The sequence below is a fragment of the Vibrio sp. B181a genome (assembly GCF_030248375.1).
Lineage (GTDB): Bacteria > Pseudomonadota > Gammaproteobacteria > Enterobacterales > Vibrionaceae > Vibrio > Vibrio campbellii.
The window spans coordinates 36,364-61,278 of sequence record NZ_JAHGAD010000050.1 but is presented as its reverse complement, the minus strand read 5'-3'; the positions used below and the strand labels follow the sequence as shown (position 1 = coordinate 61,278).

General features: G+C 45.9%; 25 protein-coding genes and 1 other RNA gene. 13 read left to right on the top strand and 13 right to left on the bottom strand.

Annotated features, from left to right (window positions below):
* Positions 1 to 58 precede the first annotated feature (58 nt).
* On the bottom strand, positions 59 to 1,213 hold the full coding sequence (metK, locus tag KIO97_RS21330) for a methionine adenosyltransferase (protein WP_045384532.1): 1,155 nt from the start codon (positions 1,211 to 1,213) through the stop codon (positions 59 to 61).
* Between the two features lie 368 nt (positions 1,214 to 1,581).
* On the opposite strand from metK, the gene tkt reads away from it, so the two are divergent.
* Entirely contained in the window at positions 1,582 to 3,591 is a 2,010-nt protein-coding gene (gene tkt / locus KIO97_RS21325) for a transketolase (RefSeq protein WP_045421927.1), read from the top strand.
* 51 nt (positions 3,592 to 3,642) lie between these two features.
* On the opposite strand, the gene KIO97_RS21320 is transcribed toward tkt, so the two are convergent.
* The gene (locus KIO97_RS21320) at positions 3,643 to 3,879 is read right to left on the bottom strand and encodes a hypothetical protein (protein WP_010650303.1); all 237 of its coding nucleotides are present in this window, start codon (positions 3,877 to 3,879) and stop codon (positions 3,643 to 3,645) included.
* Between the two features lie 198 nt (positions 3,880 to 4,077).
* Here KIO97_RS21320 and epd point away from each other — a divergent pair, with 198 nt between their 5' ends.
* The 4 genes from epd to mscS all read left to right on the top strand — a co-directional run bounded on the left by epd (position 4,078) and on the right by mscS (position 8,983).
* Positions 4,078 to 5,115: an erythrose-4-phosphate dehydrogenase gene (gene epd, locus KIO97_RS21315; protein ID WP_086368969.1), complete on the top strand. Its 1,038-nt coding sequence runs from the start codon at positions 4,078 to 4,080 to the stop codon at positions 5,113 to 5,115.
* A gap of 153 nt (positions 5,116 to 5,268) precedes the next feature.
* A complete protein-coding gene (locus tag KIO97_RS21310; RefSeq protein WP_005436484.1) occupies positions 5,269 to 6,429 on the top strand; it encodes a phosphoglycerate kinase in 1,161 nt (386 codons plus the stop codon).
* A gap of 152 nt (positions 6,430 to 6,581) precedes the next feature.
* Positions 6,582 to 7,658: a class II fructose-bisphosphate aldolase gene (gene fbaA, locus KIO97_RS21305; RefSeq protein ID WP_005531604.1), complete on the top strand. Its 1,077-nt coding sequence runs from the start codon at positions 6,582 to 6,584 to the stop codon at positions 7,656 to 7,658.
* 458 nt (positions 7,659 to 8,116) lie between these two features.
* On the top strand, positions 8,117 to 8,983 hold the full coding sequence (mscS, locus tag KIO97_RS21300) for a small-conductance mechanosensitive channel MscS (protein WP_005531607.1): 867 nt from the start codon (positions 8,117 to 8,119) through the stop codon (positions 8,981 to 8,983).
* 63 nt (positions 8,984 to 9,046) lie between these two features.
* Here mscS and KIO97_RS21295 read toward each other — a convergent pair whose 3' ends face one another.
* Together KIO97_RS21295 and KIO97_RS21290 are read right to left on the bottom strand one after the other, a co-directional pair.
* The gene (locus tag KIO97_RS21295) at positions 9,047 to 9,529 is read right to left on the bottom strand and encodes a YbaK/EbsC family protein (RefSeq protein WP_045421925.1); all 483 of its coding nucleotides are present in this window, start codon (positions 9,527 to 9,529) and stop codon (positions 9,047 to 9,049) included.
* A 24-nt stretch (positions 9,530 to 9,553) separates the two neighbouring features.
* Positions 9,554 to 10,183, bottom strand: coding sequence for a LysE/ArgO family amino acid transporter (locus KIO97_RS21290; protein WP_285383865.1), 630 nt, complete (start codon positions 10,181 to 10,183; stop codon positions 9,554 to 9,556).
* Positions 10,184 to 10,349: 166 nt separating this feature from the next.
* On the opposite strand from KIO97_RS21290, the gene KIO97_RS21285 reads away from it, so the two are divergent.
* Both KIO97_RS21285 and KIO97_RS21280 read left to right on the top strand, forming a co-directional pair.
* Complete coding sequence (locus KIO97_RS21285) at positions 10,350 to 11,246, top strand: LysR family transcriptional regulator ArgP (RefSeq protein ID WP_005429925.1); 897 nt, start codon at positions 10,350 to 10,352, stop codon at positions 11,244 to 11,246.
* A 254-nt stretch (positions 11,247 to 11,500) separates the two neighbouring features.
* Positions 11,501 to 12,196, top strand: coding sequence for an oxidative stress defense protein (locus tag KIO97_RS21280; protein ID WP_285383864.1), 696 nt, complete (start codon positions 11,501 to 11,503; stop codon positions 12,194 to 12,196).
* 76 nt (positions 12,197 to 12,272) lie between these two features.
* On the opposite strand, the gene serA is transcribed toward KIO97_RS21280, so the two are convergent.
* The 5 genes from serA to KIO97_RS21255 all read right to left on the bottom strand — a co-directional run bounded on the left by serA (position 12,273) and on the right by KIO97_RS21255 (position 15,577).
* On the bottom strand, positions 12,273 to 13,502 hold the full coding sequence (gene serA, locus KIO97_RS21275) for a phosphoglycerate dehydrogenase (protein ID WP_285383863.1): 1,230 nt from the start codon (positions 13,500 to 13,502) through the stop codon (positions 12,273 to 12,275).
* Positions 13,503 to 13,761: 259 nt separating this feature from the next.
* Complete coding sequence (rpiA, locus tag KIO97_RS21270) at positions 13,762 to 14,418, bottom strand: ribose-5-phosphate isomerase RpiA (protein WP_005436473.1); 657 nt, start codon at positions 14,416 to 14,418, stop codon at positions 13,762 to 13,764.
* 58 nt (positions 14,419 to 14,476) lie between these two features.
* On the bottom strand, positions 14,477 to 15,070 hold the full coding sequence (locus tag KIO97_RS21265) for a 5-formyltetrahydrofolate cyclo-ligase (RefSeq protein WP_005531620.1): 594 nt from the start codon (positions 15,068 to 15,070) through the stop codon (positions 14,477 to 14,479).
* 5 nt (positions 15,071 to 15,075) lie between these two features.
* A non-coding RNA gene (gene ssrS, locus KIO97_RS21260) (6S RNA) lies at positions 15,076 to 15,260 on the bottom strand.
* An 8-nt stretch (positions 15,261 to 15,268) separates the two neighbouring features.
* Positions 15,269 to 15,577, bottom strand: a complete 309-nt coding sequence (locus KIO97_RS21255; protein WP_005531622.1) for a cell division protein ZapA — start codon at positions 15,575 to 15,577, stop codon at positions 15,269 to 15,271.
* 250 nt (positions 15,578 to 15,827) lie between these two features.
* Between KIO97_RS21255 and KIO97_RS21250 the strand changes: the two genes are divergently transcribed.
* Genes KIO97_RS21250 through KIO97_RS21240 form a run of 3 tightly spaced genes read left to right on the top strand, consistent with a single transcriptional unit; the run spans position 15,828 to position 18,862 of the window.
* Positions 15,828 to 16,406 carry a YecA family protein gene (locus KIO97_RS21250; RefSeq protein ID WP_010650321.1) on the top strand — a complete coding sequence of 193 codons (579 nt, stop codon included), beginning with the start codon at positions 15,828 to 15,830 and terminating at the stop codon, positions 16,404 to 16,406.
* Positions 16,407 to 16,446: 40 nt separating this feature from the next.
* A complete protein-coding gene (ubiH, locus tag KIO97_RS21245; RefSeq protein WP_285383862.1) occupies positions 16,447 to 17,625 on the top strand; it encodes a 2-octaprenyl-6-methoxyphenyl hydroxylase in 1,179 nt (392 codons plus the stop codon).
* A 28-nt stretch (positions 17,626 to 17,653) separates the two neighbouring features.
* Positions 17,654 to 18,862: an FAD-dependent 2-octaprenylphenol hydroxylase gene (locus KIO97_RS21240; RefSeq protein WP_012128926.1), complete on the top strand. Its 1,209-nt coding sequence runs from the start codon at positions 17,654 to 17,656 to the stop codon at positions 18,860 to 18,862.
* Between the two features lie 79 nt (positions 18,863 to 18,941).
* Here the strand turns inward: KIO97_RS21240 and KIO97_RS21235 are convergent, their stop codons facing one another.
* The 3 genes from KIO97_RS21235 to ygfZ all read right to left on the bottom strand — a co-directional run bounded on the left by KIO97_RS21235 (position 18,942) and on the right by ygfZ (position 21,235).
* Positions 18,942 to 19,148, bottom strand: a complete 207-nt coding sequence (locus KIO97_RS21235) for a DUF1107 domain-containing protein (protein WP_005531630.1) — start codon at positions 19,146 to 19,148, stop codon at positions 18,942 to 18,944.
* Between the two features lie 652 nt (positions 19,149 to 19,800).
* Complete coding sequence (locus KIO97_RS21230) at positions 19,801 to 20,274, bottom strand: aminoacyl-tRNA deacylase (protein ID WP_045371788.1); 474 nt, start codon at positions 20,272 to 20,274, stop codon at positions 19,801 to 19,803.
* Complete coding sequence (gene ygfZ / locus KIO97_RS21225) at positions 20,267 to 21,235, bottom strand: tRNA-modifying protein YgfZ (protein ID WP_285383861.1); 969 nt, start codon at positions 21,233 to 21,235, stop codon at positions 20,267 to 20,269. The genes KIO97_RS21230 and ygfZ overlap by 8 nt, the downstream gene beginning before the upstream one ends.
* A 236-nt stretch (positions 21,236 to 21,471) precedes the next feature.
* Between ygfZ and KIO97_RS21220 the strand changes: the two genes are divergently transcribed.
* Positions 21,472 to 21,732 carry a succinate dehydrogenase assembly factor 2 gene (locus tag KIO97_RS21220; RefSeq protein WP_005429937.1) on the top strand — a complete coding sequence of 87 codons (261 nt, stop codon included), beginning with the start codon at positions 21,472 to 21,474 and terminating at the stop codon, positions 21,730 to 21,732.
* Complete coding sequence (locus tag KIO97_RS27065) at positions 21,680 to 22,120, top strand: protein YgfX (protein ID WP_318010082.1); 441 nt, start codon at positions 21,680 to 21,682, stop codon at positions 22,118 to 22,120. Before KIO97_RS21220 ends, KIO97_RS27065 begins: the two co-directional genes overlap by 53 nt.
* A 34-nt stretch (positions 22,121 to 22,154) precedes the next feature.
* Here KIO97_RS27065 and nadB read toward each other — a convergent pair whose 3' ends face one another.
* Positions 22,155 to 23,762, bottom strand: coding sequence for an L-aspartate oxidase (gene nadB, locus KIO97_RS21210; RefSeq protein ID WP_285383860.1), 1,608 nt, complete (start codon positions 23,760 to 23,762; stop codon positions 22,155 to 22,157).
* Between the two features lie 558 nt (positions 23,763 to 24,320).
* Here nadB and rpoE point away from each other — a divergent pair.
* A complete protein-coding gene (gene rpoE / locus KIO97_RS21205) occupies positions 24,321 to 24,899 on the top strand; it encodes an RNA polymerase sigma factor RpoE (protein WP_005449784.1) in 579 nt (192 codons plus the stop codon).
* The last annotated feature ends 16 nt before the right edge of the window (positions 24,900 to 24,915 follow it).

The window sequence follows — 24,915 nt, the reverse complement described above, 5'->3', positions numbered from 1 at the left end:
CTAAACCGATCGGCATTACGCCAGAGGCGAGGGCTTTATCGATTCTTGTTTGGCTCGATTACTTGATGCCAGCGAAATCGCGTAGGATAGCGGCTTTATCTGTCGCTTCCCATGGGAACTCTTCGCGACCGAAGTGACCGTATGCTGCTGTCTGCTTGTAGATAGGTTGAAGCAGGTTAAGCATTTCCTGTAGGCCGTATGGACGTAGGTCGAAGTTTTGACGAACCGCTTCAATGATGATTTCGTGTGATACTTTCTCAGTACCGAACGTTTCAACCATGATAGACGTTGGATCAGCAACACCGATTGCGTAAGAAAGTTGGATTTCACAACGGTCAGCCATGCCAGCTGCTACGATGTTTTTCGCTACGTAACGTGCTGCGTAAGCTGCTGAGCGGTCTACTTTCGATGGATCTTTACCAGAGAATGCACCGCCACCGTGACGAGCTGCACCGCCGTAAGTATCTACGATGATTTTACGACCAGTTAGACCACAGTCACCCATTGGGCCACCGATAACAAAACGACCGGTTGGGTTGATGAAGAAGTTCGTGTCTTTAGTGATCCACTCTGAAGGCAATACTGGCTTGATGATCTCTTCCATTACTGCTTCACGTAGGTCAGGTGTTGTTACTGAATCGCAGTGCTGGGTTGAAAGAACAACAGCATCGATACCAACAATCTTACCTTGGTCGTATTGGAACGTTACTTGAGATTTCGCATCTGGGCGAAGGAAATCTAGTTTACCGCTCTTACGAACTTCAGCTTGTTTTTGAACAAGACGGTGAGAGTAAGTAATTGGAGCTGGCATTAGGATTTCAGTTTCGTTCGTTGCGTAACCAAACATGATGCCTTGGTCGCCCGCACCTTGCTCTTTAGGGTCTGCTTTATCAACACCTTGGTTGATGTCTGGAGACTGCTTACCGATGGTGTTTAGAACCGCACACGAGTTCGCATCAAAGCCCATATCAGAGTGAACGTAACCAATTTCACGAACAGTTTCACGAGTGATTTCTTCGATATCAACCCATGCTGAAGTCGTTACTTCACCACCAACCATAACCATGCCGGTTTTAACGTAAGTCTCACAAGCAACACGTGCTTTTGGGTCTTGCTCAAGAATTGCATCAAGAACTGCGTCAGAGATTTGGTCTGCGATTTTATCTGGATGACCTTCTGATACCGACTCAGAAGTGAACAGGTGCTTAGCCATGATAGCTCCAATCTTAAGGTTTACTCATGGCTAACTAACGCAAGCTTGCCACGAAAAATACAATACAGTTTGTAGGTGTTTCTACATCTAGACGTCTATTTTAATTTCCCACGGTCGAATTACAAGCTCTTTTTCTATTTGAATTCGTCTAGCTTATTACCCAATCGTTTGCTTTTGATGGGGTGAATTTTTAATAAATTGTCCATTAAGTGCGAAAAGATTGAGTTAAAACCTCAAAAATGGTGAGTAAAACGTTTGCAGTCAGATTTTGGCTTTGAGAGAATGTTGCCCGCACTTTTATACCCAGTACTCTTGGTTAACGTGCCCACATTCCTTTATCAATTCGCTTAATGCACTCAGGAGCAGACATGTCTTCTCGTAACGTTCTTTCAAACAAAGAGCTCGCAAATGCAATCCGCGCTCTTAGCATGGATGGTGTTCAACAAGCTAACTCTGGCCACCCAGGCGCACCTATGGGTATGGCTGATATCGCTGAAGTTCTTTGGCGTTCTCACCTAAACCACAACCCAGCTAACCCAGAGTGGGCTGACCGCGACCGTTTCGTACTGTCTAACGGCCACGGCTCTATGCTGATTTACTCTCTACTGCACCTGAGCGGTTACGAGCTGTCTATCGACGATCTTAAGAACTTCCGTCAGCTTCACTCTAAGACTCCTGGTCACCCAGAGTACGGCTACGCACCTGGTATCGAGACAACAACGGGTCCTCTGGGTCAAGGCATCACTAACGCTGTTGGTATGGCAATGGCTGAGAAAGCACTAGCGGCTCAGTTCAACAAAGAAGGCCACGACATCGTTGATCACTTTACTTACGTGTTCATGGGCGATGGCTGTCTAATGGAAGGTATCTCGCACGAGGCATGTTCTCTTGCTGGTACACTAGGCCTTGGCAAACTGATCGCATTCTGGGATGACAACGGCATCTCTATCGATGGTCACGTTGAAGGTTGGTTCTCTGACGACACGCCTAAGCGTTTTGAATCTTACGGTTGGCACGTAATCCCTGCTGTAGATGGTCACGATTCTGAAGCGATCAACGCAGCAATCATCGCTGCGAAAGCAGACCCTCGTCCAACACTTATCTGTACTAAAACTATCATCGGTTTTGGTTCTCCAAACAAAGCTGGTTCTCACGACTGTCACGGTGCGCCACTAGGTGCGGAAGAAATCGCAGCAGCGCGTGAATTCCTAGGTTGGGAACACCCAGCATTTGAAATCCCTGCAGACGTATACGCTGAGTGGGATGCGAAAGCAGCAGGCACTGAGAAAGAAGCGGCTTGGAACGCGAAGTTCGAAGCGTACGCAGCAGCTTACCCAGCAGAAGCAGCAGAGCTTAAGCGTCGTCTAAACGGCGAACTTCCAGCTGAGTGGGAAGAGAAAACAAGCCAAATTATTGCTGACCTTCAAGCTAACCCAGCAAACATTGCATCACGTAAAGCATCTCAAAACGCGCTAGAAGCGTTTGGTCAAATGCTTCCAGAATTCATGGGCGGCTCTGCTGACCTAGCGCCTTCTAACCTAACTATGTGGTCTGGTTCTAAGTCTCTAGAAGCGAACGACTTCTCTGGTAACTACATCCACTACGGTGTACGTGAATTCGGTATGACTGCGATCATGAACGGTATCGCACTACACGGTGGTTTCGTTCCTTACGGCGCAACATTCCTAATGTTCATGGAATACGCTCGTAACGCGATGCGTATGGCTGCTCTGATGAAGATTCAGAACATCCAAGTTTACACGCACGATTCTATCGGTCTTGGCGAAGATGGCCCAACTCACCAACCAGTTGAGCAAATGGCGTCTCTACGCCTGACTCCAAACATGAGCACGTGGCGTCCATGTGACCAAGTTGAGTCTGCAGTAGCGTGGAAACTAGCGATTGAACGTAAAGATGGCCCATCGGCGCTTATCTTCTCTCGTCAAAACCTAGCGCAACAAGAACGTACAGCTGAACAAGTAGCGGATATCGCGAAAGGTGCTTACATCCTGAAAGACAGCGATGGTAAGCCTGAGCTAATCCTAATCGCGACAGGTTCTGAAGTTGAACTAGCAGTGAAAGCGGCTGAGCAACTAACGGCTGAAGGTAAGAAAGTACGCGTTGTTTCAATGCCATCAACAGATGCATTCGACAAGCAAGACGCAGCTTACCGTGAGTCAGTACTGCCATCAGACGTAACGGCACGTATCGCTGTAGAAGCGGGCATTGCTGACTTCTGGTACAAGTACGTTGGCTTCGATGGTCGCATCATCGGTATGACAACATTCGGTGAGTCTGCGCCAGCTGACCAATTGTTCGAAATGTTTGGTTTCACTGTAGAAAACGTAGTGAACACAGCAAAAGAACTGCTAGCGTAAGCTTACGAAGATAAAAGAAAAACCGAGCGTTAATGCTCGGTTTTTTTGTGCCTACTCAAATTCTTTTCCCCAATTGTCTTTCTCTTTGTGTCCACATTCCTTGCAGGTGACATAGCGATCCATATCGTAATAGTGACCGCCATTTATCAGGGTGTGAGCCCAAAGCTTTAACGTTCCAAGAATCGATTTATCCGTATCATAACTGCTTGGTTTACGGACTAGCACTTCAGAGTGTGGTGTTTCTCTATTGCATCGCTTACAAAAGTGAGCTGCGGGAAAACCTGACATACGCATTTCCTTTGGTGGTCAAACAAGGAGCTAAAGTGCCAAGTGAAATATGCGAGGTCAGAAATTAATATATTTCTGGTGTGAATGTATTGTGAAGTGAAAAGATAGTTTACCGCGAGGTAGATCACTTACTTAATGCGCTCAGCCTCCGTATCAGGTACTATCTGTGACACGAATTTTTGGTGAGGCGAAGGATAAATGCTAAAAGTTGCGATCAATGGATTTGGACGTATCGGTCGTAATGTACTGCGAGCAGTATATGAGAGCGGTAAGCATCAACAGATAAAAGTTGTGGCGGTCAATGAACTCGCACAACCCGAAGCGATGGCACATCTTCTTCAATATGACACCAGTCATGGCCGCTTCGGAAAGAAAATCTCGCACGATCAAGAGCACCTCTATGTTCACCACGACAGTAGCGAATACGATCCCATTAGAATCCTTCACCTTGCTGAAATTGAACTCTTGCCATGGCGTGACTTAGAAGTCGACATTGTACTCGATTGTACAGGTGTCTTCGGCTCGCAAGCAGATGGCCAAGCTCATATTGAAGCTGGCGCCCATAAAGTTCTGTTTTCACACCCTGGCGCAAGCGATCTCGATAACACCATCATCTACGGTGTGAACCACGAAACTCTCAAAGATGAACACCGCGTGGTGTCCAATGGTTCATGCACCACCAACTGTATCGTTCCTATCATCAAAGTCTTAGATGAAGCCTTTGGCATTGAGTCTGGCACCATCACCACGATTCACTCTTCAATGAACGATCAGCAAGTTATCGACGCTTACCACAATGATTTACGTCGTACGCGTGCGGCCAGTCAATCCATCATTCCAGTTGATACCAAGTTGCATAAAGGTATTGAAAGAATCTTCCCGAAATTTTCTAACAAATTTGAAGCGATTTCGGTTCGAGTTCCGACAGTTAACGTCACTGCGATGGATTTAAGTGTCACAATTAGTACAAATGTGAAAGTTAATGACGTAAATCAAACCATTGTTAACGCATCTCAGTGTACATTACGTGACATTGTTGACTATACTGAATCGCCGCTCGTTTCCATCGACTTTAACCACGATCCCCATAGTGCAATTGTGGATGGAACTCAGACAAGAGTGAGTAACGGGCAACTCGTAAAAATGCTCGTTTGGTGCGATAACGAATGGGGCTTTGCTAACCGGATGCTGGATACCGCCTTAGCAATGCAAGCTTCTTCACAAGTGGAGCAATAATGGTGAAGAGGCGATGGAGAAAATTTTTATTTTAAGCCTTGAAATAAATCTGACGTATCTCCATATCAGTAACCAGTTTGAAGAATTAACGGGCTTGGCAGGATTGCCGAGTTTTTAAAAACTTTAATTATTTAATATTTGAGAGGACACATCATGTCTGTAATCAAGATGACTGACCTGGATCTTGCAGGTAAACGTGTATTTATCCGTGCTGACCTAAACGTGCCAGTAAAAGACGGTAAAGTAACTTCAGATGCACGTATCATCGCATCTCTTCCAACTATCAAGCACTGTCTAGAAGCAGGCGCTAAAGTTATGGTTACTTCTCACCTAGGTCGCCCAACTGAAGGTGAATACGCTGAAGAGTTCTCTCTACAACCAGTAGTTAACTACCTAAACGACGCACTAGATTGCGAAGTTAAACTAGCGAAAGACTACCTAAACGGTCTAGAACTAAACGCTGGTGAACTCGTTGTTCTAGAAAACGTTCGCTTCAACAAAGGCGAGAAGAAAAACGAAGAAGAACTGTCTAAGCAATACGCTTCTCTATGTGACATCTTCGTAATGGACGCATTCGGTACAGCTCACCGCGCACAAGCATCTACTCACGGTGTAGGCATGCACGCAGACGTAGCATGTGCTGGTCCTCTACTAGCAAACGAACTAGAAGCACTAGGCAAAGCAATGGACAAGCCAGCTCGTCCAATGGTTGCTATCGTAGGTGGTTCAAAAGTTTCTACTAAGCTAACTGTTCTTGAGTCTCTATCTAAAATCGCTGACCAACTAGTTGTTGGCGGTGGTATTGCTAACACATTCATCGCAGCTGCTGGCCACAACGTAGGTAAGTCTCTATACGAAGCAGACCTAGTTGAAACAGCTAAGAAGCTAATGGACGAGTGTGCAATTCCAGTAGCAACTGACGTTGCATGTGCGAAAGCATTCGACGAGAATGCAGAAGCTGAAATCAAGCACGTTTCTGAAGTACAAGACGACGACATGATCTTCGACCTTGGTCCAGATTCAACTGCTGAGCTAGCAGAAATCCTTAAGAATGCTAAGACTATCCTTTGGAACGGTCCAGTAGGCGTATTCGAATTCAAGAACTTCGAAGCTGGTACTAAAGGTATCTCTGAAGCTATCGCAGCTTCTGAAGGCTTCTCTGTTGCAGGTGGTGGTGACACGCTAGCAGCTATCGACAAGTTCGGTATCAAAGCTGACGTATCTTACATCTCTACTGGCGGCGGCGCTTTCCTTGAGTTCGTAGAAGGTAAAGTACTTCCAGCAGTTGAAATGCTAGAAGCACGCGCTAAGTAATATTAGTAAAGCGGGAGTCCTCTCCCGCTTTCTTGTTTGCTGCAACGAGAGTGGAACTCTGCTAAAATAGCCTCAGTTGTGAGCAAACGTTTGCAAGATTTTCAATTTAACAAGTTTTGTTTATAAAACGACAGATAAATAGGATTACATCCATGTCTAAGATCTTCGACTTCGTAAAACCAGGTGTTATCTCTGGCGATGACGTTCAGAAAGTATTTGAAGTAGCAAAAGAGAACAACTTTGCACTTCCAGCAGTAAACGTTGTTGGTACTGATTCTGTAAACGCAGTACTTGAAGCAGCTGCAAAAGTTAAAGCTCCAGTTGTTGTTCAGTTCTCTAACGGCGGCGCAGCTTTCTTCGCTGGTAAAGGCGTTAAACTTGAAGGTCAAGGTGCTCAAATCCTTGGCGCTGTAGCTGGTGCTAAATACGTTCACGCTGTAGCTGAAGCTTACGGTGTGCCAGTAATCCTACACACTGACCACGCTGCTAAGAAACTTCTACCATGGATCGACGGTCTACTAGACGCTGGTGAAGAGTTCTTCGCTCAAACTGGTAAGCCTCTATTCTCTTCTCACATGCTAGACCTTTCTGAAGAGTCTCTAGAAGAGAACATCGAAACATGTGCTAAGTACCTAGAGCGCATGGCTAAAATGAACATGACAATCGAGATCGAACTTGGTTGTACTGGTGGTGAAGAAGACGGCGTTGATAACTCTGATATGGACGCATCTGAGCTTTACACTTCTCCAGAAGACGTTGCTTACGCATACGAGAAACTAAGCGCTGTTTCACACCGCTTCACTATCGCAGCATCTTTCGGTAACGTACACGGCGTTTACAAGCCAGGTAACGTTGTTCTAACTCCAACTATCCTGCGTGACTCTCAAGCATACTGTGCAGAGAAGTTCGGTATTGCACCAAACGCTCTAAACTTCGTATTCCACGGTGGTTCTGGTTCTACTGAAGCGGAAATCCAAGAGTCTATCGGTTACGGTGTTATCAAAATGAACATCGATACTGATACACAGTGGGCAACTTGGGATGGTATCCGTCAGTACGAAGCTGACAACCGTGATTACCTACAAGGTCAAATCGGTAACCCAACTGGCGAAGACGCGCCAAACAAGAAGTACTACGATCCACGCGTATGGCTACGTGCTGGTCAAGCTTCAATGGTAGCTCGTCTAGAGAAAGCATTTGCTGACCTAAACGCAGTAGACGTACTATAATTCGTCTTACCTGAGTTTCTAAAAACCCGCTCTTAGAGCGGGTTTTTTTATGTCTAGACAATGAGACAATTCGGATTCTCTCTCTTGTGGCAATTGATAACTCGGTCAACTGCTATATGATCACCTCACTTCATATCCCTTCTGTTTTTGGCGCAAATTTCGAAACCAAGCGCATTTCAGCACCAAGTGGCATAAAACCAAGTAAAAAATGTGGCGAAATGTAAATCCATTGCGTACTCTGTAATATGCCGATATCAGAAAACTCTGATAACACTTTGTTTTGTTGGTCTTTGCGAAACTCTGACTTTGCAAAATTTCAGTTTTGAGATATTGTGCCAAAAATCTGACAGTGTTCAGGAAAACAATAGGGATGTTGTTGTGAATAAGAACCTATAAAAAACACGGTTCATAAGTTAACGGCAATTAGATTTATATATCTTTATTTTGAGGATACGAATATGGCAGGTGAATCGATGGGTATCGATACCTCTTTAACGGATGGTTTGAGCAAAGCTGAAACATGGCTAAATAACAACTCAGATCTTCTTATTCAGTACGGTGTAAACATCATCTCTGCACTGCTGATCCTATTTATCGGTAACATTATCGTTAAAGCGGTAGCAAACAGCGTTTCAAAAGTGCTTGAAAAGAAAAAGATGGACAAAGCGGTTGTTGAATTCGTCAACGGTCTAGTTCGTTACCTTCTATTTGTTATCGTACTTATCGCGGCACTAGGTCGTGTAGGTGTTCAAACTGCATCTGTAGTTGCGGTAATCGGTGCGGCAGGTCTTGCTGTTGGTCTTGCTCTGCAAGGCTCACTATCTAACTTCGCTGCGGGTGTATTGATTGTTGCATTCCGTCCATTTAAGTCTGGCGACTATGTAGAAATCGGCGGTGTGGCAGGTAGCGTTGAAGCAATTCAAATCTTCCAAACAGTACTAAAAACACCAGACAACAAAATGGTTGTTGTACCTAACTCGTCAGTTATTGGCGGCGCAATCACTAACTACTCTCGCCACGCGACGCGTCGTGTAGATCTAGTGATTGGTGTTTCTTACAAAGCGGATCTTAAGCAAACTAAACAAGTGATTCGTGAAACGCTAGAAAAAGACCCTCGTATCCTGAAAGATCCAGACATGACGATTGGTGTGTTAGCACTAGCAGATTCTTCAGTTAACTTCGTGGTTCGTCCATGGTGTAAAACAGCTGACTACTGGGACGTTTACTTCGATTCTACTCTAGCAATCAAAGAAGCGTTGGATGCAGCTGGTATCGAAATTCCATTCCCACAAATGGACGTTCACTTGAACAAAGTAGAAGCTTAATCACTTCGATTGAGAACATGAAAAAGCGAGGCAATGGCCTCGCTTTTTTTATATCCCAATGTTCTAAAGTTCTAGCAGAGTGTTGCTGCCAGCAAGGAGCAGACGTTTAAGTTCGCTACCTGCGAAGCCAAAGGTGAACTCGGGTAAACCAGGTGTATAGAGCAGCTCATCGTGTTGGTAGAGTGCCGTATCGACGATAATAGTGACATGCTCAGGTAAGCCAATAGGACAAACTGCACCGGGTACACAGCCTAGCTGTTCAACCATTTCATCGTCGCTGCAAATTGAAGGTCGTTTACCAGTCATGGCTTTGATTTGCTTGGAGTCTAAACGTGAGTCCTTGTCGGTTAGGTATACGGCATAACCTTGCCCTTTTAGCTTGAGAAAAAGACTCTTAGTATGCGTGCCGGTCCAACCGAGTTGTGCGGCGACTTTGAGGTCGGTTTCGAAGTCGAGAATGGCTTCATGTTGCCACTCTCGAAAGGGGATGGAGAGCGCATTAAATCGCTCTCGATTGAGTTGATAGATTTTTTCCAGTGACTCCATGTCGTGTTTCTTTCCTATTTGTCTTTACCAGTATTTGGTGACTAACTCATTCGCAAGTACAAAAGTGATAGTAAACATCATAGCGGCAACCGCAATATCGATGCCTTTCTTCACTTTCGGTTTTGAGAGTGTCGGGCCCAACTTCGCTGCGCCTAATGACAACGTGTAGAACCATACAAATGACGCCATGATGGTGCCCATTGCAAATGCGATACGATCGTTGCCTTCGAACTGACCACCGATAGAACCTAAGATCACCACAGTATCCAAGTAGAGGTGCGGGTTCAAAACGGTAACCGCCAGTGCACCGAGAATCACGGTGCGGCGCCCGCGCGCAACCACTTCACCTTTCGACTCTGAAGCGTCTGCGGGTTTGAATGCACTCTTTAATGACAGTAAGCCGTAAACGCTCAAGAAAGCAATGCCACCTAATGTTACCGATGTCAGTAGGATTTCATTTTGCGACAGAATTGCACCGCCACCGAAAATGCCGAGCGAAATGAAGAGCATATCTAGGATGCTACAGATGGTCGCGGTCGTCAGGTGATGTTGACGCTTAATACCTTGGTTAAGGACATACGCATTCTGCGCACCGATCGGAATGATCATCGTCGCACCTAAACCGAATCCTTGTAATAACACCCAAAAGCTCACAACACACCTCAAAAATTTAGCAATAGAACAACAGAGGAGTGGAAGATAAAGCTTTTATTGAAATAAGTATAATTAATGATTTTAATATATTATTAGCTTTGCTTATCTTTTGGCTTTGGCTTTGGCTTTGGCTTTGGCTTTGGCGTTTATTAGGGAGGAAAAACACGTGCGAGGATTGGATTATAAGTGGATAGAGGCTTTGGATGCGGTGGTACACCAAGGCAGTTTTGACCGAGCAGCGGAGCACCTTTTTGTTTCGCAATCAGCTATTTCCCAGCGTATCAAGCAACTCGAGAAATATCTCGCTCAGCCGGTTCTTATTCGTGAGCAACCCCCAAAGCCGACGCCTATTGGTAAGAAGCTGCTCGGGCTTTATCGTCGTGTTAGGCTCCTTGAACATGAAATCCTACCAGAACTCAAAAACGACACCACAACACGGCCTGTACAGCTTTCATTAGCAACCAATGCAGATAGTCTTGCTACATGGCTGCTACCTGCGCTGCAGGACGTAATGAAGCATCGTCAAGTAGAGCTTAAGTTAACCATCTACGGTGAGTCGCGCTCAATTGAAAAACTCAGAAGTGGTGAGGTCGCTGGGGCAATCAGTTTGGAATCTCAAGCCATCCCGGGCTGTCGAGCGGATTACCTTGGTCGCATTGATTATGTTTGTGTCGCCAACCCTGAGTTTTATCAGCGATATTTTACAGAAGGCGTGAATAATCAAACACTGGCTAAAGCGCCAGCAGTCTCTTATGACCAATACGATGATTTACATAAGAAGTTTTTGACTGAACACTTCAACGTTAGGCCAGACAGCGTGATTCATCACAACATCAGTAGTTCTGAAGCTTTTCTTAAAATGGCATTAGCGGGAGTCGCTTATTGTTTGATTCCTCGATTGCAGATCACTGATGAATTAGAGAATGGCGAGTTAATCGATATTACGCCGGGCTTTTTGATGTCGTATCGAATTTACTGGCATCACTGGCAGTTAGAAACGGGTGTGCTTCAAGAGATTTCACAAGCGATTGTAGGCTACGCGCAACAGCACCTTCCGCAATAAGTTCCCAACTGACTCGCGTTTTAAACTGAAATCACTGCGAAGTAACACAGTCAAAGTTGTGTTAGAAGTCGCGTAGGGCGCTTGGATAATTGGCAGAAGTTTCTATGATGATTCTATATACACTCCAGTTCATTGGTGTCTCTTATTGTTCGAGTTTAGACGCCAATTCATTCGCCAAGGCATTCGTCGAGTATCTCGCCTGAACTCCGGCATGTGGAGTGACTTCAATCTTTCAAAACGGATGGATTTATCGAATGAAACTGTCTTCATGTTTATTGGCCTCAGCACTCAGCCTTACCAGCATTTCTGTTTTTGCGAATGATGTGCCGAATTTTGCCCATGTATCAACCACGGGTTACGGTGAAGTGGTTGCAACACCAGATATGGCAACCTTCTCTGTAAAGGTTGTTGATACGACAATGACAGCTGAGCAGGCGAAACAATCGGTCGATAATACGGTTGATGAGTTTCTGAAGAGCCTAGCCGATGCTGGTTTATCGAAAGACAATATTACCAGCTCAAACTTGTACTTAGCGCCTCAGTACCACTACCCGAAATCTGGGAAAGCGGAACTGGTTGGTTACCGAGCGTCACGCAGCATTGATGTAACCGTCAGTGATTTAGCGAATTTGAATGAATACTTGGACATGGCGTTAAAAGCTGGCATTAATCAAGTCGATAATATTCAGCTTAAAGTGAGTAACCAGTCTGAGTATCAGCAAAAAGCGCGTATGGAAGCAATCAAAGATGCGCAAAGCAAGGCGGCATCTCTAGCGACTGGTTTTGACAAAAAGTTGGGTGATGTTTGGCAGATTAACTACAACCAAATGCACGCTCGTCCAGTGCTTTTACGTTCAATGGCTATGGATGCAAGAGAGAGTTCGAATAGCTACCAAGACTCTACGCTTGTTATTCGTGACCAAGTGGATGTGGTTTATAAGCTGAAATAGTAATAAGAATATTACGACGAATAGAAACAGAAAAGGCAGGGGAGTCCCTGCCTTTTTTATGTCTAGTAATCAGCGATTAATGAAGGATACGAGCACGGATTGTGCCTTCGATGCCTTTTAGTTTCACTAGTGCTTCTTCTGCGCGAGAAGTCTCTACGTCGATAACTACGTAACCGATCTCAGCTGCCGTTTGTAGGTACTGACCTGCGATGTTAATGCCGTCTTCCGCAAAGATGGTGTTGATTTGCGTCAGGATACCAGGGCGGTTTTTGTGGATGTGCAACAAACGTGAACATTCACGATGCTCAGGCAGTGATACCTCTGGGAAGTTCACACTTGATAGGGTTGAACCGTTGTCAGAGTATTTCGCCAGTTTACCAGCAACTTCAACGCCAATGTTTTCTTGCGCTTCTTGCGTTGAACCACCGACGTGTGGAGTTAGGATGACGTTGTCGAACTTCTGCAGTGGAGACTCAAATGCATCAGCATTGGTTTTTGGTTCTACTGGGAATACGTCAACCGCAGCGCCTGAGATGTGACCAGACTCTAGACTGTGGCACAGAGCAGGGATGTCTACGACAGTACCGCGCGCAGCGTTGATAAAGATTGCGCCTGGCTTCATGCGAGCGAACTCTTCTGCACCCATCATGTTCTTGGTCTCTGGCGTTTCAGGAACGTGCAGAGAAATGACGTCACACTTGTTCAGTAGTTCGCTCATGGTGAACACTTGCGTTGCGTTACCTAGCGACAGTTTGTTTTCAATGTCGTAGTAGTAAACGCGCATGCCTAAGTTTTCTGCGATGATACCCAGCTGAGTACCGATGTGGCCGTAACCGATGATACCCAGACGCTTACCACGTGCTTCGTAAGAGCTGTCTGCGCTCTTCTTCCAAATACCACGGTGTGCGAGTGCGTTTTTCTCAGGGATACCACGAAGAAGCAGTAGAACTTGGCCTAACACCAACTCGGCAACACTGCGCGTGTTTGAGAATGGTGCATTAAATACAGGGACACCGCGTCGCGCTGCTGCGTCTAGGTCTACTTGGTTGGTACCGATACAAAAACAGCCAATCGCGACCAGCTTGTTTGCCGCATTGATCACTTCTTCTGATAGGTTCGTTCGGGAGCGGATTCCGATGAAGTGTACGTCTTTTACTGCTTCAATCAGCTCTTCTTCTGGAAGGGAACCTTTGTGATATTCAATGTTGCTGTAGCCAGCTGCTTGAAGAACTTCAACTGAAGAAGGGTGAAGTCCCTCGAGCAAGAGGATCTTAATCTTTTCTTTTTCCAGTGAAACTTTGGCCATTTTTCTCGTCCTTAAAATGGAAAGGTGGGCTAATGTGGCGCACATAAAGCAAAACCATTAAAAAGGGGATAATTAACAGTTTTGTCGGAAGACAAACGTTTCCCTGTGCGTCTTCTGCTCAATAAAGTAACAAAAAATTTTTGCTTTGGGTAAGAAAATTACGGAATAAGGCATGCTTTTCTTAGAAAAAGGAAGAAAAAACGGCGCCCTAGGGCGCCGTCTGTAATGAAATAACAGAAAATTTAAATCATCTAATGATTTATTCTTCTATTTTCGCACCTTCTGGTGTGCCAGTGATAACCACGTCAGCACCACGGTGAGCGAATAGACCCACAGTTACCACACCTGCAATGCCGTTGATCTTGTCTTCAAGCTCTTTGGGGTTAGTGATTTGCATGTTGTGTACGTCTAGGATTACGTTACCGTTGTCCGTTGTTACGCCTTCACGGTATGCAGGGTCACCGCCCAGTTTAACCAATTCACGAGCCACGTAAGAACGCGCCATTGGGATAACTTCTACAGGAAGTGGGAACTGGCCAAGTACGTCAACTGCTTTTGTGCCGTCAACGATACATACGAATTTTTCTGAAATAGCCGCAACGATCTTTTCACGAGTCAGTGCAGCACCGCCGCCTTTGATCATTTCACGTGCTGCGTTGATTTCATCTGCACCATCAACGTAGATATCTAGCATTGCTACGTCGTTACACTCATAAACCTCAATACCAAGCTCTTTTAGACGCTCAGTTGAAGCTACAGAGCTAGACACTGCACCCTTGATATCATCTTTGATACTGCCTAGGGCATCGATGAAGTGATTCACGGTAGAGCCAGTACCAACACCGACAATGCTGCCTTTCTCAACATACTTAAGTGCTGCCCAACCAGCCGCTTTCTTCATTTCATCTTGAGTCATGCCAATCTCCTGAATAGATGTTCGTTAACGTTTGCGGCGTGATTATAGCGGGTAAGTGTTACTTTTCCCATTGCCAGATTTGGCTTGGAGTCACGATCTTAGGCAATGGAATATCCCAATTTTCAACAGGTAGGCGTTCAACGTGCTGACAATCGTGGGCAATACCGATAGGTTTGGCGCCTTCGCCAGTACTAAACCAGCGTGAGAGTGTCCGGTCGTAGTAGCCTCCGCCCATACCAAGGCGATGGCCAACGCTGTCGAATCCTACTAGCGGCGTACAGATAACATCAAGGTCACGCACTGGTTTGAGGTGACGAATATCCAGCGCAGGTTCTAAGATTCCGTATTTGTTGTACACCAACTGATCATCATTGAGATACTGCAAAAAGAGTAACTGACCTTTCGAGAAAGGGTGGATGACGGGCAGGTAAATCGACTTACCTTGCTGCCATAGTGACTCTATTAGAGGTTTGGTGTCTAACTCGCCATCGGCGGAGAGGTAGATGGCAATGTGTTGTGCGGTTTTGATTTCCGGTAATTGTGAAAATTGGTGAATCAGATCGAGCCCTGCTTGAAACTGAGTGTCACTACACAGCGCATTGCGTTTTTCACGGATAAGTTTACGGAATTCTTGTCGAGATAGGTCTGACATAGAGAGGATACCCCAGGGTGCCGTTGAGGATTGTGGCCCTTGAACCAGCTGGTTCAAGGCGGATCAGCAATGATAACCGTAGGCTTCTCGGTGCATGCCAAGCTTGCTCAATAGCTATCAAGTACTAACCCTTAGGTATTGCTTATCGGCTCAGGGACTTAAATCCAACTGACGCACACCCCAGGGTAAATTTGGTATCTACTGCTGTCCTTGCGTAACTTTACTAAGCGCGCTTTCTAAAGACGCGGTGAGCTTTTCCATTCGCTCAGTCATTTCTTGTTGCTGACCGTTAGATTCGTATGACTTGGTGTGCAATTCATAACAAATGTTCAACGCAGCAAAAGTCAGTAGCTGAATTTCATTGGTTACCTTAGTACGCTCGCTCATCTCTTTCAATCGACGATCAAGATCTTTAGCCGCTGTAATTAGTGACTCTTCTTGCCCTGCTGGACAATTGACTCGTGTCATTTTGCCAAGGATTTCAACGTCGATCGCTTGATTGCTCATGATGAATAAACTCTATATTCGCGCTATCTAAGGCGTTGCGTTATACAACTACCGAGGAGGAAACTATAGGAAAAGCGCTATTAAGATTCAAGCATTTCCCATCACAGAAAGAAAAATGGTGAAGTGATCACACAGGAATTGGGCAAATTGTCTAAATGCTGTCCAAAATTGAATTTGATAGCCGTTTCAGCCGACTAGGCTTGATGGTAGGATATGTCGATACATTATTACGCAAGAATGAGCCAAGATTATGAGTGAAATCACCCTTCCTGAATACCAATCTATTGCTGCCGAACTGAAATCCGCAAGTCTTGCTGTGACACCAGCAGAGTTGCACGGTCTACTTGTTGGCATGCTAAGTGGTGGATTGGCGATTAACGACCAAACCTGGCAACCGATTCTGTTTGATTACACCAACGAAGGCATGGGCTGGCCATCAAGTGCATTAGGGTTGGCACAAAGTGTGTTCCAAGTAACGGTAAACGAGCTAACTGGCACTTCTATGGAATTGTCGCTGCTGCTTCCTGATGAAGCGGGTGAAGAAGGTTTGTTTGCTCTAGCTGATGGCGTGTCTGACTTTGTGAACCACTTTATTTCTGGTATGGGGTTAGCGGGGATTGCAATTGATAAAGCCTCAGACGATGCGAAAGAAGCATTAACTGATCTAGAAGAAATCGCCAAGCTGGGCATTGATGAAGATGATGACCTAGGCGAGCAAGCACTATTGCTAGAGCAAGTAATCGAACACGTAAAAGCCTGCGTATTAACTATTCATGCAGAGTTTGGTGCTCGTCCTGAAAGCAACGAAAACAAACCAACGATTCATTAATCACTCGTTCTCCATTATCGAATAGCTTCTAGAGGTTAGCATGAGGCAATATGATGTTGTAATTGCTGGTGGTGCCATGGCAGGGGCCACACTGGCGTTGGCAATCGACCGTTTATCCAAAGGCGCACTGCAAATTGCGGTTGTCGAGCCTTTTAAAGCCCAATCGGATCAACATCCTGGGTTTGACTCTCGCTCGATTGCTCTGTCCTACGGCACGGTCAACATCCTGCGTCACTTACAGTTGTGGTCTGCCATCGAGCCTTGTGCTACCCCAATTGAACATATTCATGTTTCTGACCGCTCTCATGCAGGCATGACCGAAATTACCAAGCATGAAGTTGGCGTTGAAGCGCTTGGTTACGTAGTGGAACTTGCCGATGTTGGCCGTGTCTACCAAGAGCTTTTGGATAAGAGTGAGGCGATCACCCTGTTTTGCCCTGATTCGGTTGCGAACATCGAGCGTGAGCAAGACAAAGCACACATTGAACTGAGCAGCGGTGAAAAGCTTGAAGCTAAATTGCTGGTGGCTGCCGATGGGGCAGTATCGCAATGTTGTCAGCAAATCGGCCCAGAGTTGTCTGAACATGATTTCGACCAAGTGGCAGTGATTGCGAACATTGTGACGCAAGAGCCTCATCAAGGTCGTGCTTTTGAACGTTTTACTGAAAATGGTCCAGTCGCACTGCTGCCGATGAGTGACAACCGTATGTCGTTAGTATGGTGCCTTCGTCCTGAAGAAGCGCAAACAGTGGTGAACTTGTCCGATGCAGAGTTTCTTGAGCGCTTGCAGAACGATTTTGGCTGGCGACTAGGTGCGATGCAGAAAGTTGGACAACGCGCGAGCTATCCGCTTCTTCTTCGTCATCGTAAGCAAAACATTTCACACCGTTTTGCTATTGTTGGCAATGCCGCACAGACGCTTCACCCGATTGCAGGGCAAGGCTTCAATCTTGGTATTCGTGATGTGGCATCTTTAGCGGAAGAGGTTGTTAAGCAAGCTGAAGACGTGGGTCGTTATCAAGGCCTGATGCGATTTAGCCAACGCCGTGAAGACGATCGCAGCGAAACGATTTGGCTAACCAGCTCTCTCGTGCATATTTTCTCAAATGATTTACCGGCGATGCGAATTGGGCGTAATCTTGCCCTCGCAACGATGGATAACCTTTCTACTTTTAAGCAGCCGCTGCTACGCCATACACTTGGTTTAGTGAAACGATAAACGGCAACGAATTAGGTAACAAATAGCAATGATGCAAAGTGTAGATATCGCCATCATCGGCGGTGGAATGGTCGGTTTAGCATTAGCTGCCGCTTTTAAGGACAGTGACCTGCGTGTGGCCGTTATTGAAGGTGCAGTACCAAACGACACACTCAACGAACTACCAGATGTTCGCGTATCGGCGTTAAGTCGTTCAAGTGAAACCATCCTTCGCAACCTTGGTGCGTGGCAAGGTGTCGAGCAGCGTCGTGCCTCACCATACTATGCGATGGAAGTATGGGAGCAAGACAGCTTCGCTAATATCGCATTTGATGCACAGAGCATGGCTCAGCCTGATCTCGGTCATATCGTTGAAAACCGTGTGATTCAATTAGCGCTGTTAGAGCAAGTACAAAAGCTCGATAACGTGACGCTGTTTATGCCTGCTCGTTGTGCAACACTTGCCGTGGGTGAGCAAGAAAGCTGGCTAACGCTCGATAATGGTCAAGCTATGACAGCGAAGTTGGTTGTTGGTGCGGATGGTGCAAATTCTTGGCTGCGTAACCAAATGGATATCCCACTAACGCATTGGGATTACGGTCATAGTGCCCTTGTTGCGAACGTGAAAACCGCAGACCCACACAATAGCGTTGCTCGTCAGATCTTTACACCTCAAGGTCCATTGGCTTTCCTGCCAATGTCTGATCCACACATGTGTTCGATTGTTTGGTCTACCGAACCAAATCGTGCAGAGCAACTGCTGGCGATGAACGAGCAAGAGTTCAATAAATCACTGACTAGCGAATTTGATGTGCGCTTAGGTTTGTGTGAAGTGGTTGGTGAACGTGCTGCATTCCCACTTAAGATGCGTTATGCGCGAGACTTTGTAGTCGAACGCGTGGCGTTAGTTGGCGATGCTGCCCATACCATTCATCCGCTGGCGGGGCAGGGTGTCAACCTTGGCTTACTAGATGCCGCGAGCTTAGCGCAAGAAGTGTTGGCGCTGTGGAAACAAGGGCAGGACATTGGCACCAAACGTAACCTACGTGGTTACGAGCGTTGGCGTAAAGCTGAAGCGGCGAAGATGATCGCAGCAATGCAAGGCTTCCGTGATCTGTTCTCTGGGGAGAATCCTGCCAAGAAGCTGGTCCGTGGTATTGGTTTGAGCCTAGCAGGACAGTTGCCGGGGGCAAAAGACGAAATCATGAAACGTGCATTAGGTTTGAAAGGCAACTTGCCGGAACTGGCGCGTCAATAAACGCCTCTCTCGCTTGGCGAATAAAAGACACAAAAAAGGCTGGTTAATCCAGCCTTTCTTATTACATCGATGTTTTAAGCTAAGCGTATGCGCATCTGAGCTTCATAATCTCTTGGTTAATCTCTTTTACTGCCTGAAAGTGACGCTTCTCAGCTTTCTCTGGCAGTATCAATTTTCCGTTATCAAACTCGAACTTACCGACTCCGTAAATATAGATTCTTCCCTTAAAAAGACGACTTATGTGTTTAGCAATCATACCTGGTGTATAGCGCTTAAACAGTCTCATATTTACTCTTCCTTATCTCTTACCTAGCCCAGTCATTCTACGTTTCTCACGTAAAAATTATTGTGACAGCAATAGTATTAAGTGCAGTTGAGCTCCTTTGCTTTAGAGATTTGTGCTGCCTTAGACAAATTGACAGAGTCATATCTCAAATAGCGTGAGGATTACCTCAAAAAATCATTGTCGAAGGAACCTGTCCTTGAGTCCTCCTGTTCTTATTTGGTGCATTAAGCAACAGCTTTGTTACAGAATTAAGAATAGAAGGAAAATAATTGTTTGCGAAATGTTTTTACTCAATTGATTGCATTTTGTTCGTTTTGATGAGGTTGAAACCTCAAATGCATTGCTTTCATTGAGTTAGAGGAAGTAAAAAGGAAAAAGTTCCACGCAAAAAAAAGCCCGCTTCGGCGGGCGAATAGTCACAGATGCATTACACAAAAGTGGACGACTGACTTAATGAACGCTGTCATACAAGTCAGCTGATTCACTTTATGTTGATTAAGTCGTTGTTGAAAACTTAACCAACAAATTCAGCATATACGAGTTTTTTATGTGTGACTATTTATGTTTTTAAAATGATTAAAAATTCTTTGATGTAATCGGCGAGATATGAGTGAGATCACGCAGGAGTGAGAATCCTGCGCTTGATTACATGTTAGCGGCAGATATCAGCCATGGTCGGTTGGCATAATTGGATGAGATCATCGATGGATAGCGCTAAGCCAGCCATACGATCTCCGCTGCTAATGGTGATTTCTTTTTCTTCAAGCAAACTTGGGTCAAATACGATCGGCATGTAGCGTTTTAAAAGTAGTGGCGTGACAGTACCAATCTTGTATCCGGTAATCGCTTCTACGTCCGCTTGATCAACACAGGTCATGCGACGGCATTGCAGTAGTGCGCGTACCTTCTTTGGATCAACGCTACGATCACCTGGAGCACAGGCAAGCGCATATTGGTTCCCCATATCGCGCAAAAGAATCGCTTTGACCATTTGAGAAGGGCGAATGCCGCGTTGTTGCGCGGCATCCTCAATAGTTGTTGCTGGTCTTTGATGAGGAAGAAGACGGAACTCGATGTTCTGGTCCGCCAAAAACTGCATCAAAGGAGTATGAATGCTATTACTCATCGTCAAGGCTGTACGGCAGTGCTGCGATTTCCCATTCACACTCTGGTTGAGCAACCAAGCGCAGACGAGTGTCATCGTCCAGGTTGTTTGGCAATACAATGAGTCCTATCGCTTGGTTGTCGCTGAATTGGTAATGCGTGAGCAATGTGCCTACTGAACGCCAGTTTTCACCAACGCTACGCTCCAGTTCAATCGCACCTTCACCTAAGGCTTCAGCGGTTGCACCTTTAACAATGTACATTGCACGTTTGTTGGTGCCGCGGTATTTCGCGCGTGCTACGGTTTCTTGACCTGTGTAGCAACCTTTCGTAAAGCTGATGCCGCCGAGTGCTTGGACGTTTAGTGCTTGTGGAATGTGCTCGTTTTGCGCGTCTGCTGCCACGTATGGTAGTGCTGCTTCAATATCGAAACGAGTCCAAAGCTCATGAGTAGTCAGCGTTGCTTGGCTGTCTTCTAATAACGATTGTGCTGCTTCAGCTGTAAGCGCAAGTAACCAGCGGTTTGAAGCCACTTTGACTGCAGTGCCACCTTCAACAGTACGCACTTCGCCAGAATCAGCATTTAATGTTGAGATGAACGCATCGGCATTCTCACCAGCGACACCTAGCACAACGTCGCTAGACTCTTCGATGGTCACTTTAGAGAACACCGCGTACTTTTTGATTTCTTTCAGTTCCACTTCAATCGCTGATTTCGGCTGAACCATTGCGTAGCCATCGTTATGGTGGAATAGGCGGAAGACGCTCCACACTTTACCTTTCGCATCACAATGGGCACCCAACATTGATTGGTCTTTCTCAAGAGAAACCACATCACAAGTAACTTGACCGTGTAGGTATGACTTTTTGTCATCCCCGACCATGGTGATCATGCCTAGGTTATCCAATAGCGAGATAGACAGCTCAGGTAGTGCGTCTTGTGTCGATAGGTTCAGTGGTGAAAAGCGAGTTTGCCATTCCATGATTACAATGCCTTTTGAAGATATTTTTCAGCTATGTTAAATGCAGAATCGGTATTTGTCAGCACTCAATATATCCACGCGATTTTGAGGTGTTTAGCGCAGCTGAACGTTTGTTTATTAAATGCGTTCAGGATTTGCAGCGACTTGGCTACATATTGTGACCCGCACACTAGTGACGTTGCACATCCCTTGTTACACTCCGCACTAAGAACAAGACATCTATGAAGGAATACTGAATGTACACTGCGGAAGAAAAGGCGCGTATTAAATGGGCTTGTCGTCGTGGCATGCTTGAGCTTGACGTGGTGATTATGCCGTTTTTTGAAGAGTGCTTTGATGCACTGAATGAGCAAGAGCAGCGTGATTTTGTCTCACTATTAGAATGTGATGATCCAGATCTGTTTACCTGGGTAATGGGACACGGTCGCAGCGAAAACCTAGGTCATGCATCGATGGTTGATAAAATTGTCGCGCACAACCTCAGCAAGGTTCGTTAATCTCAAGGTTAACACGTCTCTATACGCCCAAATTGCCAACCAACTTCTTCTCCTAGGTTGCGTTTGGGCGCTTATCTGTTCTGACATCCCACTCGTCTTATCAACTTATCTGTTATTACTGATTCTCCGCAGCCAAATGCAAGGCGGCTTTGTCGTGCCTTCTGCTTATGGTCGCTGGTATTTACATCGTGATGGCACGGTACGTAATGACAAGCAAACCTCGACATTATCTAGCGTTGATGTTTCGGCTACGGCGTTCAAAGTGACGTTTGAATTAACGTCGGGGGAAAGTGCGACAATTTGGCGAGACAGTTGTGAGGATGTGGCTTATCGCCAACTGTGTTTGATATTACGTCAATGGAAAATGGGAGCCGAAGCCCCCATTTGATCTTGTATCTGACGGTTACTGTTTAGTGCCAGAGCTATTTGTTTGGTGTAAGAATTGTTGGACCACTATTTTCTAGCTGGTTTGGATAATCCAAGGTGTAGTGCAGACCACGACTTTCTTTACGCTGCATCGCGCAACGCACCATCAGCTCAGCGACTTGCAGCAGGTTACGTAGCTCTAGCAAGTTGTTCGATACGCGGAAGTGGCTGTAGTACTCGTGCGTTTCTTGTTGCAGCATCTGGATACGACGCAGTGCACGTTCAAGGCGCTTATCAGTACGAACGATGCCCATGTAATCCCACATAAACAGGCGCAGCTCATGCCAGTTATGTTGAATGATCACTTCTTCATCGCTGTTGGTCACTTGGCTTTCATCCCAACAGGGAACCTGCGGTGCTAGTTCTACTTCGTTGTGATGTTTAAGAATGTCTTTGGCTGCCGACCATGCGTAAACCACACACTCAAGTAGTGAGTTCGATGCCATACGGTTCGCACCGTGCAAGCCGGTGTAGCTCACTTCACCAATCGCGTAGAGGTTCTTCAGGTCGGTATGACCGTTTTGATCGACCATGACGCCACCGCACGTGTAGTGCGCTGCTGGTACAATTGGGATCGGTTCTTTAGTCATGTCGATACCCAAATCCATCAAACGAGAGTAGATGGTTGGGAAATGCTTAGTAATGAAATCCGCTGGCTTATGGCTGATGTCGAGGTACATGCAGTCAGCACCTAAGCGCTTCATTTCGAAGTCGATCGCGCGAGCCACGACGTCACGTGGAGCAAGCTCTTTACGCTCGTCGAAATCCGGCATAAAACGTGAGCCATCAGGACGACGTAAATACGCGCCTTCTCCACGCAATGCTTCTGTCAGTAAGAAGTTGCGCGCTTCTGGGTGGAACAGACAGGTCGGGTGGAATTGGTTGAATTCCATATTCGCAACACGACAACCTGCGCGCCAGGCAATTGCAATACCATCGCCGGATGATACGTCTGGATTAGACGTGTATTGGTAAACTTTGGAAGCGCCGCCCGTTGCCAGTACAACAAATTTAGCGCGAACAGTTTCTACCTGCTCTTCGTTGCGGTTCCAAATATAAGCACCAATGATCTTGTTTTTGTCGCCGCCGATTTTATCTTCGGTGATCAAATCCAGAGCATTATGACGTTCAAGAACATGAATGTTTGGGTGGCTGTGTGCGTTGTCTTGTAGAGAGGTTTGCATTGCCATGCCAGTTGCATCGGCAGCGTGCAATATACGGCGACGGCTATGACCGCCTTCGCGAGTTAAGTGATAGCGTGGTTCATCGTCAGAATCATCGTCTTCACGATCAAATGGTACACCGCCATCAATCAACCATTGCACGCACTCTTTTGAGTTTTCCGCGATGAATTTAACGGTCTCTTCATCACAGATACCATCCCCGGCAATTTGCGTATCTTCAACGTGAGACTCAATGGTGTCCGACTCATCAAATACAGCAGCGATACCACCTTGCGCGTAAAACGTCGCGCCTTCGCTGCGTGGTCCTTTACTTAGAACCATCACCTTACAGTGGTTTGAGACACGCAAAGCTAACGACAAGCCTGCGGCGCCACTCCCTACCACTAACACATCACATTCATGTTCACGATTTGTGTTCATATTACTTTTACAATCCCAAGCTAAGGTAACAAGGCTACCTTGTGTATATTTTGCACACCATGTGCATTCCATTAACGCGACATCCGTCGCTAAGGGCTAAGTTGGGAGACGTATCGAAATCGGCGTTACTTTGGTGACTTCAGCCACTCTTGTTTTTCCATGCTTTGGGCATGAGGATGCTTCCTGAGTTTTGCTTGCAACGCGATGTTCTGATAGCCATTAGCCATGCAAATGAAAAGTAATAGTTTGTCAATGCCATTGCTTTTCTATGCTCTACCCAGCACAATCTGGGACAGAGATCATCCATTATACCCATTTCCCCATCAGTATGCTCGCTTGTCAAAACGAGACTTAAGTCGGACGAGGAGCGGGATTTGGCTAATGACATCACACTGTGAAAAAACAATGACAAAAAATTTGAGAAACCATGGAACTTTCTCATTCACGTCGGAGTCACAATAGTGCTCAAGTAAGCAGTGGTGTCAATACTACGTTTTGCATAATTAGTACCCATATCTGAGAAGAGTAGGGGCATAACAAATAGGAGTATCCGCTCGAATGAACGAGCAGCTGACCGATCAAGTATTGATTGAGCGAGTTCAGAATGGCGATAAGCAAGCATTCAACCTGCTGGTAACAAAGTACCAGAACAAGGTATGTAACCTTATCTCCAGATACGTAAGTAATCCTGGCGATGTTCCAGATGTAGCACAAGAAGCGTTTATCAAGGCTTACCGAGCTATCCCTAGTTTTCGTGGGGAAAGTGCGTTTTACACGTGGCTGTATCGCATTGCTGTGAATACTGCGAAAAATCACATCGTTGCCCAAGGTCGTAGACCGCCAGCAACAGACGTGGATGCTGAAGAAGCTGAATTTTACGAAACAGGTAATGCACTTAAAGAAATTTCGAACCCTGAGAACTTAACGTTGTCCAAAGAATTGCAACGGGTAGTGTTCAGTGCAATCGAAGCCTTACCTGAAGATTTAAAAACCGCAATGACTCTGCGTGAGCTTGATGGCTTAAGCTACGAGGAAATTGCTGAAGTAATGGATTGCCCGGTGGGAACGGTACGATCGCGTATCTTCCGTGCTCGTGAGGCGGTGGAAAAGAAAATCAAACCTCTTTTGCAGCGCTAGTACAAGTGATAACTAT

Coding starts and splice junctions, on each gene's coding strand:
- ygfZ (WP_285383861.1), bottom strand. CDS start 21,235: ATGGAATGGCAAACTCGCTTTTCACCACTGAACCTATCGACACAAGAC.
- metK (WP_045384532.1), bottom strand. CDS start 1,213: ATGGCTAAGCACCTGTTCACTTCTGAGTCGGTATCAGAAGGTCATCCA.
- KIO97_RS21230 (WP_045371788.1), bottom strand. CDS start 20,274: ATGAGTAATAGCATTCATACTCCTTTGATGCAGTTTTTGGCGGACCAG.
- KIO97_RS21250 (WP_010650321.1), top strand. CDS start 15,828: ATGAGTGAAATCACCCTTCCTGAATACCAATCTATTGCTGCCGAACTG.
- KIO97_RS21265 (WP_005531620.1), bottom strand. CDS start 15,070: ATGTCAGACCTATCTCGACAAGAATTCCGTAAACTTATCCGTGAAAAA.
- rpiA (WP_005436473.1), bottom strand. CDS start 14,418: ATGACTCAAGATGAAATGAAGAAAGCGGCTGGTTGGGCAGCACTTAAG.
- KIO97_RS21220 (WP_005429937.1), top strand. CDS start 21,472: ATGTACACTGCGGAAGAAAAGGCGCGTATTAAATGGGCTTGTCGTCGT.
- mscS (WP_005531607.1), top strand. CDS start 8,117: ATGGCAGGTGAATCGATGGGTATCGATACCTCTTTAACGGATGGTTTG.
- KIO97_RS21240 (WP_012128926.1), top strand. CDS start 17,654: ATGATGCAAAGTGTAGATATCGCCATCATCGGCGGTGGAATGGTCGGT.
- ubiH (WP_285383862.1), top strand. CDS start 16,447: ATGAGGCAATATGATGTTGTAATTGCTGGTGGTGCCATGGCAGGGGCC.
- rpoE (WP_005449784.1), top strand. CDS start 24,321: ATGAACGAGCAGCTGACCGATCAAGTATTGATTGAGCGAGTTCAGAAT.
- KIO97_RS21310 (WP_005436484.1), top strand. CDS start 5,269: ATGTCTGTAATCAAGATGACTGACCTGGATCTTGCAGGTAAACGTGTA.
- KIO97_RS21255 (WP_005531622.1), bottom strand. CDS start 15,577: ATGAGCAATCAAGCGATCGACGTTGAAATCCTTGGCAAAATGACACGA.
- KIO97_RS21280 (WP_285383864.1), top strand. CDS start 11,501: ATGAAACTGTCTTCATGTTTATTGGCCTCAGCACTCAGCCTTACCAGC.
- KIO97_RS21295 (WP_045421925.1), bottom strand. CDS start 9,529: ATGGAGTCACTGGAAAAAATCTATCAACTCAATCGAGAGCGATTTAAT.
- tkt (WP_045421927.1), top strand. CDS start 1,582: ATGTCTTCTCGTAACGTTCTTTCAAACAAAGAGCTCGCAAATGCAATC.
- KIO97_RS21235 (WP_005531630.1), bottom strand. CDS start 19,148: ATGAGACTGTTTAAGCGCTATACACCAGGTATGATTGCTAAACACATA.
- fbaA (WP_005531604.1), top strand. CDS start 6,582: ATGTCTAAGATCTTCGACTTCGTAAAACCAGGTGTTATCTCTGGCGAT.
- serA (WP_285383863.1), bottom strand. CDS start 13,502: ATGGCCAAAGTTTCACTGGAAAAAGAAAAGATTAAGATCCTCTTGCTC.
- epd (WP_086368969.1), top strand. CDS start 4,078: ATGCTAAAAGTTGCGATCAATGGATTTGGACGTATCGGTCGTAATGTA.
- KIO97_RS21320 (WP_010650303.1), bottom strand. CDS start 3,879: ATGTCAGGTTTTCCCGCAGCTCACTTTTGTAAGCGATGCAATAGAGAA.
- KIO97_RS27065 (WP_318010082.1), top strand. CDS start 21,680: ATGCATCGATGGTTGATAAAATTGTCGCGCACAACCTCAGCAAGGTTC.
- nadB (WP_285383860.1), bottom strand. CDS start 23,762: ATGAACACAAATCGTGAACATGAATGTGATGTGTTAGTGGTAGGGAGT.